The sequence below is a fragment of the Streptomyces glaucescens genome (assembly GCF_002154375.1).
Taxonomy (GTDB): Bacteria; Actinomycetota; Actinomycetes; order Streptomycetales; family Streptomycetaceae; genus Streptomyces; species Streptomyces glaucescens.
This window is the reverse complement of the sequence record NZ_MUND01000689.1, coordinates 1-9,630: the sequence shown is the minus strand read 5'-3', so window position 1 is coordinate 9,630 and position 9,630 is coordinate 1. Positions and strand designations below refer to the sequence as shown.

At 73.8% G+C, this 9,630-nt stretch carries 12 protein-coding genes; 10 read left to right on the top strand and 2 right to left on the bottom strand.

The genetic code is table 11. The features are described 5' to 3' along the window. From CCN42_RS35085 to CCN42_RS35080, 3 genes are all read left to right on the top strand, one after another. On the top strand, positions 1-363 hold a 363-nt coding region (locus CCN42_RS35085; protein WP_143662131.1), incomplete at its 5' end, for an ATP-binding cassette domain-containing protein. Between the two features lie 205 nt (positions 364-568). Beyond that, positions 569-832: a hypothetical protein gene (locus CCN42_RS45980; RefSeq protein ID WP_339384467.1), complete on the top strand. Its 264-nt coding sequence runs from the start codon at positions 569-571 to the stop codon at positions 830-832. Further along, positions 775-2,688: a SpoIIE family protein phosphatase gene (locus CCN42_RS35080; RefSeq protein ID WP_339384465.1), complete on the top strand. Its 1,914-nt coding sequence runs from the start codon at positions 775-777 to the stop codon at positions 2,686-2,688. Before CCN42_RS45980 ends, CCN42_RS35080 begins: the two co-directional genes overlap by 58 nt. Before the next feature lie 609 nt (positions 2,689-3,297). On the opposite strand, the gene CCN42_RS35075 is transcribed toward CCN42_RS35080, so the two are convergent. Beyond that, the gene (locus tag CCN42_RS35075) at positions 3,298-3,606 is read right to left on the bottom strand and encodes a hypothetical protein (protein WP_086741428.1); all 309 of its coding nucleotides are present in this window, start codon (positions 3,604-3,606) and stop codon (positions 3,298-3,300) included. 17 nt (positions 3,607-3,623) lie between these two features. Further along, the gene (locus CCN42_RS35070) at positions 3,624-4,037 is read right to left on the bottom strand and encodes an SRPBCC family protein (protein ID WP_086741427.1); all 414 of its coding nucleotides are present in this window, start codon (positions 4,035-4,037) and stop codon (positions 3,624-3,626) included. Positions 4,038-4,481: 444 nt separating this feature from the next. Between CCN42_RS35070 and CCN42_RS35065 the strand changes: the two genes are divergently transcribed. The 7 genes from CCN42_RS35065 to CCN42_RS35035 all read left to right on the top strand — a co-directional run. Beyond that, a complete protein-coding gene (locus CCN42_RS35065; protein WP_086741426.1) occupies positions 4,482-5,600 on the top strand; it encodes a SchA/CurD-like domain-containing protein in 1,119 nt (372 codons plus the stop codon). 49 nt (positions 5,601-5,649) lie between these two features. Further along, positions 5,650-6,114 carry a cupin domain-containing protein gene (locus tag CCN42_RS35060; RefSeq protein ID WP_086171986.1) on the top strand — a complete coding sequence of 155 codons (465 nt, stop codon included), beginning with the start codon at positions 5,650-5,652 and terminating at the stop codon, positions 6,112-6,114. Further along, complete coding sequence (locus CCN42_RS35055) at positions 6,111-7,382, top strand: beta-ketoacyl-[acyl-carrier-protein] synthase family protein (protein WP_281259555.1); 1,272 nt, start codon at positions 6,111-6,113, stop codon at positions 7,380-7,382. Before CCN42_RS35060 ends, CCN42_RS35055 begins: the two co-directional genes overlap by 4 nt. Next, complete coding sequence (locus tag CCN42_RS35050; protein WP_086741425.1) at positions 7,379-8,620, top strand: ketosynthase chain-length factor; 1,242 nt, start codon at positions 7,379-7,381, stop codon at positions 8,618-8,620. Before CCN42_RS35055 ends, CCN42_RS35050 begins: the two co-directional genes overlap by 4 nt. Next, the gene (locus CCN42_RS35045; protein ID WP_086171988.1) at positions 8,617-8,877 is read left to right on the top strand and encodes an acyl carrier protein; all 261 of its coding nucleotides are present in this window, start codon (positions 8,617-8,619) and stop codon (positions 8,875-8,877) included. The genes CCN42_RS35050 and CCN42_RS35045 overlap by 4 nt, the downstream gene beginning before the upstream one ends. Position 8,878: 1 nt before the next feature. Beyond that, positions 8,879-9,358, top strand: coding sequence for an SRPBCC family protein (locus tag CCN42_RS35040; RefSeq protein WP_086741424.1), 480 nt, complete (start codon positions 8,879-8,881; stop codon positions 9,356-9,358). A 26-nt stretch (positions 9,359-9,384) separates the two neighbouring features. Beyond that, positions 9,385-9,630 (top strand): TcmI family type II polyketide cyclase (locus CCN42_RS35035; protein WP_086741423.1); only part of this gene is annotated, 246 nt, incomplete at its 3' end.

The window sequence follows — 9,630 nt, the reverse complement described above, 5'->3', positions numbered from 1 at the left end:
ACGGTCGTCGGCGAGCGCGGCTACCGGCTCTCCGGCGGCGAGCGCCAGCGGATGACCATCGCGCGGCTGCTGCTGGCCCGCCAGCGGGTGGTCGTCCTGGACGAGGCCACCGCGCACCTGGACAACACCTCGGAGGCGGCTGTCCAGGAGGCGCTGACCGAGGCGCTGCGCGACCGGACCGCGATCGTGATCGCCCACCGCCTGTCGACGGTGCGGACCGCCGACCAGATCCTGGTCCTGGAGGACGGCCGGATCGTCGAACGGGGCACCCACGAGACGCTGCTGGCGGCGGACGGCCGGTACGCGGAGCTGTACCGCACCCAGTTCGCGGAGCGCGGGCCGGTCACCGCGGCCACGGCGTGAGCGAGGCGCCGGTGCGGTGACGCGCGGGTGCGGGCGGTGACGGCGTCGGACCGGCTGCCGGACCCACTCCGTGATCAGGGGTCATGATCGAGCCTCTTGATCGACCACCATGATCGGGGCCCGCTCCGCGCGGGGCGGCGGCCGGCCCGTGACCGCCCGCACCGGACGGCGTGCCGACCGCCGCCCACAGGCGTAGCGTCCGGGTATGGGCGGCAGCTCGACCGATCCGGCCACCGAGTACGACGAACTGGACACCGCGTTCGCGGAGACGGTCCGGCAGATCGGCGCGTCCATCGGCGCCCTGTACCTCCTCGAACCGGACGGGCAGGTGCTCGGCCTCACCCTGCTCTCCGGCGCGACCGCCGAGCTGGCCGCGCCCTGGGCCAAGGTGGCGGTCGCGGCACCCGCTCCGTGGCCGACGCCGTCCGCCAGGACCGCCTGGTGTGGGTGGGCAGCCAGGAGGAGATGACCCACTCCTACCCGCGCACCGCGATGGCGCTGCCCTACCCCCTCGCGCTGGCGGCCGCACCGGTCGCCGGCGCCCGCCGCTGGGGGGCCCTGCTGCTGATGTGGCCCGCCAACCGGCCCGCGTTCATGACCGGACGGGAACGGCGGTACATCGAGTCCAGCTGCCGGACACTCGCCCGCCTCCTGGAAGAAGGCGCCGCCCGGGGCAGGTTCCCGGCCGGCGACGGCGGGACGCGCGTCGTCCCCGCCGGGGCGGGCCACCACGCGGCGGGCCCCGCACTCGCCGCCGCCGACTTCATCGAGCGCCTGCCCGGCGGCAGCTGCGCCCTCGACCTGGAGGGACGCTTCACCTACCTCAGCTCCGGCGCCTGCGCACTGCTCGGCCGCGACGCCGGCCAGCTGCTCGGCACCCGGCCCTGGCAGTCCCTGCGCTGGCTCGACGACCCCGCGTACGAGGACCGCTACCGGGCCGCCGTACTCAGCCGCGAACCCGTCTCGTTCGCCGCCTGCCGCCCGCCGGACACCTGGCTGGAACTGCACCTCTATCCGGACGCCAGCGGCATCAGCGTCCGCATCGTGCCGAGCGGCGCGCAGCCCCCGCCCGCCCCGGCGCCGCGCCGGTCCACCCGCACCGTGACCCCGACCCGCGCCGGTCAGCTCTACCACGTGATGCACCTGGCCGCCGCGCTCACCGAGGTCGTCGGCGTCCAGGACGTCATCGACCTGATCGCCGACCAGATCATGCCCGCCTTCGGCGCCCAGGGGCTGGTGCTCTCCACCGCCGACGCGGGCCGGCTGCGCATCACCGGCCACCGCGGCTACCCGCCCGAGACCATCGAGCGGCTCGACGCCCTGCCCCTCACCACCACTTTCACCCCCGCCGGCCGCGCCATGAGCAGCGGCATCCCCGCCTTCTTCTCCGACGCGGAGGAGATGCGGCGCGTCTACCCCGATGCCACGCCGGTCAGCGGCAAACAGGCCTGGGCCTTCCTGCCGCTGGTCATCTCCGGCCGGCCCGTCGGCTGCTGCATCCTGTCGTACGACGAGCCGCGCCGGTTCCCGGCCGAGGAGCGCGCCGTCCTCACCTCCCTCGCCGGGCTCGTCGCCCAGGCCCTCGACCGGGCCCGGCTGTACGACACCAAGCAGGAACTCGCCCACGGCCTGCAGCAGGCGCTGCTCCCGCGCACCCTGCCCGCCGTGGCCGGGCTGCGGGTCGCCGCCCGCTATCTGCCCACCACCCGTGGCATGGACATCGGCGGAGACTTCTACGACCTGATCCGGCTCGGCGGCACCGCCGCGGCGGCCGTCATCGGCGACGTCCAGGGCCACAACGTGGCCGCCGCCGCCCTCATGGGCCAGGTCCGCACCGGCGTGCACGCCCACGCGACCGTCGGCACCACTCCCGACCAGGTCCTCGCCGGCACCAACCAGCTCCTCACCGACCTCGGCCCCGACCTGTTCACCAGCTGTCTCTACGCCCACCTCGACCTCGCCCGCGGACACGCCACCCTCGCCAGCGCGGGCCATCCGCCCCCGCTCCTGCGCCTTCCCGACGGCACCACCCGGTCCGTCGACGTCCAGCCCGGGCCGCTCCTCGGGATCCTCCCGGACGCCGGCTTCCCCATCACCGAGGTCGCGTTCCCCCCGGGCGCGACACTGCTCCTCTACACGGACGGCCTCATCGAGACGCCCGGCGTCGACCCGGACGAGTCCGTCGCACGCCTCGGCCGCCACCTGGCCCAGGCCGACGACCGTGACCTGGACGCCCTCATCGACGACCTGCTGGACAAGGAGGTCCCCACCGGCCAGCGCGTCGACGACATCGCGCTCCTGGCCCTGCACCACGAAGCGACGTGACCCGCCGTGGCCGCGGGCCGGGCCGGACGCGCCCGCCGCCGCGGGTGTCGTCGCCGGGCCGGCGCCGGGTCGGTCGTCACCCGCGGTGACGGCACCGGCGGGACGGGGGCACGGCGCCGGTCGTCACCATGGCCCCGGTCCGCCGCCGCGGATCACCGGGGGTCGCCCATCGGCGCCACGCGCATGGGTGATCGCCCGCCTGCGGCGGCCGGGCACTGCCCTGGCGCGGTCGCTCGCCGGCCGGGCCGGCCGGCCCGGCCGGCCGACCGCTCAGGGGCTCAGCGGCGCCCGCCGCCGGCGCGGCGGGCGCCGACCACGGGTCGTCCGGCGCGGGGCGCCCGTTCGGGGCCCTGGCCGGGGTCCTGGGCGGGATGGCTTCCCGTCGCGCGCCACCGGGGATCGGTGTGCCGGTTCGCGCGGGCCGGGCTGGTCTCCGGCCGGCCGCTCAGGGCCGGGAGTGGTCGAGTGGTCCGGCGTCGGCGGGGGAGAGGTGCGGTGCCGCGTCGTCCGTGCGGAGTGTCGCCTGGTCGGTGGCGGGCGGGGTGGCCCCGCCACGGGCGGCCGGGTGCCGGCCCGCCGGTACGCGCGGGCCGGGCCGGGGCCGGTCGCTCAGGGCCGGGGATCGACCCGTCGCCAGCGGGGGCGGGCGTCGGGGCCGCGGCGGCCGGCCGCGGAGGCGCAGCGCGGGCACACGCGCTGTACCCGGTCCGCCGCGCCGCCGGACTCGGGAAAGATGTCCTGCCAGGTGACATGGGGGAACCGGGCCAGCCGGGACCGGCTGAGCGACAGCCCGCAGACCGTCTCGTTGCGGCCGGGCTCCCAGGCGTGGACCTCCCCGGCCGGGAGTCTGCGGCGGCCCTCCTCCTCGTCCGTCCACTGACCGGAGGCGGCCACGTTGTACCGCGGGGTGCGGGCCATCACGCCGGTGCCCCCGCTCAGCCGGCCGGGTTGTCGACGCGCAGCCGCACCTGCTCCTCCAGCCGCCGCAGGCTGCTGTCGAGGGCCTCGCGCACGGCCTGCTCGCCCGGGTCGTGGCCCTCCTCGAAGAACGACAGGTGCACCGTGACCTCGCTGGCCCCGCTGCCGATCCCCGCGACCTGGAGCCAGCCCGCGTAGCTGCCCTGGTCGCGCGTGCCCCACTCCAGCCGCATCTGGTCGGGCTGTGCGCGCAGCAACGCGGCGGTGTCCTCGTCGGTACGGTCCTCGTGCACGGTCACCGCGGGCAGCCGTCCCGGCTCCACATGCAGTGCGGAGGGCAGCCAGGCGTCCAGCCGGCCCACGTCGGCGGCCTGGTCGAAGATCTGCTCGGGCTGGGCCGGCATGGTGCGGGAACGTTCGTACTCGGTCATCGCCCACCGTCCTCGGCTTCCTCGGCTCGGGGTCGTACAGCGGACCGCGTGCCCGGCTCGGCCGGAAATAAGCGTTCGGTGGCGAGATACCAGGACGGTCGCTCCCCGCCACCGGGGACGTGTCGCCTGCCGGTGCCGTCGCGGACGTGTCGTGCGACGGGGCCGCTGGGCCGTGTCGCCGTTCCGGCCGCCGGGCCACGTCACAGGGCGGCGCCACCCGGCTCCGCACGGGGCCGAGCCCGTCTGACGAGGCGTCAGGGTAGGCCGTCCGCCGAGCGGTAGCGGGCGGCCGGGCCCACGGGCGTTCCCCGGTTCCCTCAATTGGCCCGCGCGGCTCGCGCGGTCCGCACCACCGACCCACGATGAAGGCTCAAGGCCGACGGCCGTTCGCGGTGCCGGACACGACGGCCTCCGCTTGCTCTCGCGAAGGGAAGGGCCTGCTGGATGAGCACATCGAAGCGCGTGTCCCAGTCGGCGTTCGACGGCTCAAGGCTGCGAGTCATACTGTTCGTCGATCTCCACGAAGGCGCTCAGCCACAGTTCCTCGACGCGTACGAGCATATGCGCACGCGCATGGTGGAGGTTTCCGGCCACATCGGCGACCAGCTGTGCCAGTCCGTCGACAACCCGTCCCAGTGGGTGATCACCAGCGAGTGGGCCGGCGCGCCGCCCTACCTCGCGTGGGTGAGCAGTGAACACCACCTGGAGACGGTCAAGCCCATGCAGAGCTGCGTCCGTGACCTGCGGTCGCAGCGCTACACCATCGTCCGCGAGACGGGCGGCTCCCAGCAGGCCGCGGCCCGCGCCGCCGGAACGCACGGCCCCGTGCGGGTCGGCGACGGGGTGACCCGCCACGCGCTGACCTTCACCGTCAAGCCGGGCTCGGAGTCCAAGGTCGCGGAGATCCTCGCCGGGTACGCACCGCCGAAGGCCCGCGTCGACGACTCCACGCGGCTGCTGCGCACCACGCTGTTCATGCACGGCAACCGGGTCGTGCGCACCGTCGAGGTCGAGGGCGACCTGATGGCCGCGCTGCGGCACGTCTCACGGCAGCCCGAGGTGCGGGCCGTCGAGGAGGCCATCAATCCACACCTGGAACAGGACCGGGACCTGACCGATCCCGAGTCCGCGCGCGCCTTCTTCACCCGCGCGGCCATGCCCCCCGTGCACCACGTCTCGCGCGGGGGAGCGGAACCGGCCGGCCTGCGACGGCTCGCGCTGTTCTACCCGGCCCGCGACGGCTGCGGGACGGCTCTCGCCCGGATGCTCTCCCAGGAGGACGAGACCGCGGCGGACGACCCCGGGAGCCCGGTGCACCGCAGCACCGTCTTCCAGCGGGAGGACATCGTCGTCCGGCTCATCGACGTGTCGGGCGATCCCGAGACCGAGCCGTTCAAGGCTCTCGGCATCCACGGCCCTAGGAAGGCCGCGATGCTGGCGCGCCTGCTCGACGGCGGCGCGCTCGGCGTGCACGACCCGATCACCGGTGAACGGGACGCGACGCGCCTGCTGGCGCACGCCGGAATGACGCTGATCACCGACCGCACGGCTGCGCAGTCCTGACAGCGCACGGACCACCACTTCCCCTGCCTCATCTATCTGGAGACGGCACATGGACACAACGCGCCCACGCATCGTGGACCTGAGCGAGACCGAGCCCAACCGCAGGCGCGGCGGCGACCTGCGCACCCTGCTCACCCCGGTCACCGTGGGGTCCACCAGCGGTTTCATGGGCCTGGCCATCATGCAGCCGGGCGAGCGCATCAGCGAGCACTACCACCCGTACTCGGAGGAGTTCATCTACGTCGTCAAGGGCGATCTGGAGGTCGACCTGGACGGTGAGACGTACCCCCTGCGCGGTGAGCAAGGCCTGATGATCCCCATCAACATGCGGCACCGCTTCCGCAACGTCGGCGACGCCGAGGCCCGGATGGTCTTCCACCTGGGTCCGCTGGCGCCCGAGCCGCGCCTCGGCCACGTCGACACGGAGGTCCTGGAGGGGGCCGGTCAGCTCGCGCCGCACCCGGTCGTCCAGGAGGCGGGCGCGCAGCCCGTACGACACGGGGCGCCATCGTGACCCCCCGGCGGGTGGCGGTCACCGGCATCGGCGTCGTAGCCCCGGGCGGGATCGGTGTACCGGCGTTCTGGGACCTCCTCTCCGACGGGCGCACGGCCACGCGCGGCATCACCCTGTTCGATCCCGAGGGCCTGCGTTCGCGGATCGCGGCCGAGTGCGACTTCGACCCGCGCGCCCACGGGCTGGGGCCCGCAGTGACCGAACGCGCCGACCGCTACATCCAGTTCGCCCTGGTCGCCGCGGACGAGGCCGTGTCCGACTGCGGCATCGACCTCGCCGCCGAGAACCCCTGGCGCGTCGCCGTCTCCCTCGGCAGCGCGGTCGGCGGCACGACCCGCCTGGAGCACGACTACGTCCTGGTCAGCGCCGGAGGAAAGCGCTGGGACGTCGACCACCGCGCCGCCGAGCCGCAGCTGCACCTGGCGTTCTCGCCCAGCACCCTGGCCTCCGTCGTCGCGGAGAGGTTCGGCGCGCAGGGACCGGTGCAGACCGTCTCCACGGGCTGCACCTCCGGACTCGACGCGGTGGGCTACGCCTTCCACACCATCCAGGACGGCCGGGCCGACATCTGCATCGCCGGGGCGTCGGACTCGCCGATCTCGCCGATCACCATGGCGTGCTTCGACGCCATCAAGGCGACGTCGCCGAACAACGACGACCCGGCGCACGCCTCCCGGCCCTTCGACGCCCACCGCGACGGCTTCGTGATGGGAGAGGGCGCCGCCGTACTCGTCCTGGAGGAGCTGGAGCACGCCCGGGCGCGCGGCGCGCACGTCTACTGCGAGATAGGCGGCTACGCCACCTTCGGCAACGCCTACCACATGACCGGGCTCACCAGCGAGGGCCTGGAGATGGCCCGGGCCATCGACTCGACGCTCGACCAGGCCCGGGTGGACCCCACGGAGATCGACTACGTCAACGCGCACGGCTCGGGCACCCGCCAGAACGACCGGCACGAGACCGCCGCGGTCAAGCGTTCCCTGGGCGCCCACGCCTACGACACGCCGATGAGTTCGATCAAGTCCATGGTGGGCCACTCGCTGGGCGCGATCGGGGCCATCGAGGTCGTCGCCTGTGTGCTGGCCATGGCCCACCAGGTGGTGCCGCCGACGGCGAACTACGAGACCCCGGACCCCGAGTGCGACCTGGACTACGTCCCGCGCACCGCACGCCCCCGCAAGCTCGACAACGTGCTTTCCGTGGGCAGCGGTTTCGGCGGGTTCCAGTCCGCGGTGCTGCTGACGGGCACGGGCGGGAGGACACGATGAGTGCTCAGCGCAGCGGGCGCACCGCGGTCACCGGCATCGGCGTGGTCGCGCCCAACGGACTGCGGACGGACGCGTACTGGAAGTCCGTCCGGGAGGGCGTGAGCGTCCTGGACCGGATCACCCGGGACGGCTGCGGGCATCTCCCGCTGCGCGTCGCCGGCGAGGTCCGGGGATTCGACGCCTCGGCGTTCATCGAGGAGACCTTCCTGGTCCAGACGGACCGGTTCAGCCACTTCGCGATGGCCGCCGCCGGCGCCGCCCTGGACGACGCGGGACTGAGCGGGAAGGCGGCCGGATCGCCCTACTCCGTGGGCGTGGTCACCGCGGCCGGCTCGGGCGGCGGCGAGTTCGGCCAGCGAGAGCTGCAGAAACTGTGGGGACAGGGCTCCCGCTACGTGGGCCCCTACCAGTCCATCGCCTGGTTCTACGCGGCCAGCACGGGCCAGATCTCCATCCGCGGCGGCTTCAAGGGTCCCTGCGGGGTGGTCGCCAGCGACGAGGCGGGCGGTCTGGACGCCGTCGCGCACGCCGGCCGGGCCGTGCGGCGGGGAACCGACGTGGTGGTGGTCGGGGCGGCCGAGGCGCCGCTCGCCCCGTACTCGATGGTCTGCCAGCTCGGCTACCCGGAACTCAGCACCGCCGAGGACCCGGCGGTCGCCTACCGTCCCTTCACCTCCAGAGCCCGCGGTTTCGTACCCGCCGAGGGCGGAGCCGTGCTGGTCGTGGAGGACGCGGACCGGGCCCGCCGCCGCGGCACGGCGATCCGCGCCACCGTGGCGGGTCACGCCGCCACCTTCACCGGCGCCTCGCGCTGGGACCGCTCCCGGGAGGGACTCGCCCGGGCCATCCAGGGAGCCCTCGACGAGGCCGGCTGCGCACCGGAGGAGATCGACGTGGTCTTCGCCGACGCGCTGGGCACCCCGGAGGCGGACCGGGCCGAGGCACTGGCCCTCACCGACGCCCTCGGCCCGCACGGCACCCGGGTGCCCGTCACGGCCCCCAAGGCCGGGTTCGGGCGCGCCTACTGCGGCGGGCCCTTGCTGGACATCGCCGCCGCGGTGCTGGCCATGGAGCACGGGCAGGTGCCGCCGACGCCGGGCGTCTTCGACATCTGCCACGACATCGACCTGGTGACCACGAGGGCGCGCCCGGCGGAACTCCGGACGGCCCTGATCCTCAGCCGGGGCCTCATGGGATCCAACGCGGCGCTGGTACTACGACAAGGAGAACAAGCATGAGCAACACGGAACTGACCGTCCAGGAACTGTCCGCCCTGATGAAGAAGGCCGCCGGCGTCACCGTCGACCCGCAGGACCTCACCGCCCGGGTGGACACCCCGTTCGCCGAGTTCGGGGTGGACTCCCTGGGCCTCCTCGGCATCGTCGGCGAGCTGGAGAACCGGCACGGCCGCGCCCTGCCCACCGACGCGGAGCGCTGCAAGACGCCCCGCGACTTCCTCGACCTGGTCAACGGCGCGCTCACGACGGGAGGCTGACGTGGCTGGACACACCGAGAACGAGATCACCATCGCCGCACCCCTCGACCTCGTCTGGGACATGACGAACGACCTCGAACGATGGCCGCAGCTGTTCAGCGAGTACTCGGCCTGCGAGGTGCTGTCCCGGAACGGGGACACGGTCACCTTCCGGCTGACCATGCACCCCGACGAGAACGGAAAGGTGTGGAGCTGGGTGTCGGAGCGGGTCACCGACCGCGAGAAGCTCGTCGTCCGCGCCCGCCGGATCGAACCCGGACCGTTCGAGTACATGAACATCCTCTGGGAGTACGAGGAGACCGCGGACGGCACTCGGATGCGCTGGACGCAGGACTTCGCCATGAAGCCCGACGCACCGGTCGACGACGCCGGGATGACCGGCATCATCAACCGCAACTCCCCGGTGCAGATGGCCCTCATCCGCGACCGTATCGAGCAGGCCGCCGGCGAGCGGCGGACCACACCCGTCTCGTCGGCCTGAGCGACCCGGCCACGGAAGGAAACCCCATGCACCACACCCTGATCGTCGCCCGGATGGCGCCGCAGTCGGCGCCGGACATCGCGGAGGTCTTCGCCGCCTCCGACCGCGGTGAACTCCCGCACCTCATCGGGGTGACCAGGCGCTCGCTGTTCCAGTTCGGCGACGTCTACATGCATCTCATCGAGGCCGAGCAGGACCCGGCGCCCGCGATCGCGCGGGTGGCCGACCACCCCGACTTCCGCGACATCAGCAAGCGGCTCGAGCCCTTCGTC

What these genes read in the sequence shown, in the direction of transcription:
- CCN42_RS35070 (WP_086741427.1), bottom strand. Translation starts at nt 4,037, where the DNA reads ATGACCGAGTACGAACGTTCCCGCACCATGCCGGCCCAGCCCGAGCAG.
- CCN42_RS45980 (WP_339384467.1), top strand. Translation starts at nt 569, where the DNA reads ATGGGCGGCAGCTCGACCGATCCGGCCACCGAGTACGACGAACTGGAC.
- CCN42_RS35060 (WP_086171986.1), top strand. Translation starts at nt 5,650, where the DNA reads ATGGACACAACGCGCCCACGCATCGTGGACCTGAGCGAGACCGAGCCC.
- CCN42_RS35065 (WP_086741426.1), top strand. Translation starts at nt 4,482, where the DNA reads ATGAGCACATCGAAGCGCGTGTCCCAGTCGGCGTTCGACGGCTCAAGG.
- CCN42_RS35045 (WP_086171988.1), top strand. Translation starts at nt 8,617, where the DNA reads ATGAGCAACACGGAACTGACCGTCCAGGAACTGTCCGCCCTGATGAAG.
- CCN42_RS35050 (WP_086741425.1), top strand. Translation starts at nt 7,379, where the DNA reads ATGAGTGCTCAGCGCAGCGGGCGCACCGCGGTCACCGGCATCGGCGTG.
- CCN42_RS35075 (WP_086741428.1), bottom strand. Translation starts at nt 3,606, where the DNA reads ATGGCCCGCACCCCGCGGTACAACGTGGCCGCCTCCGGTCAGTGGACG.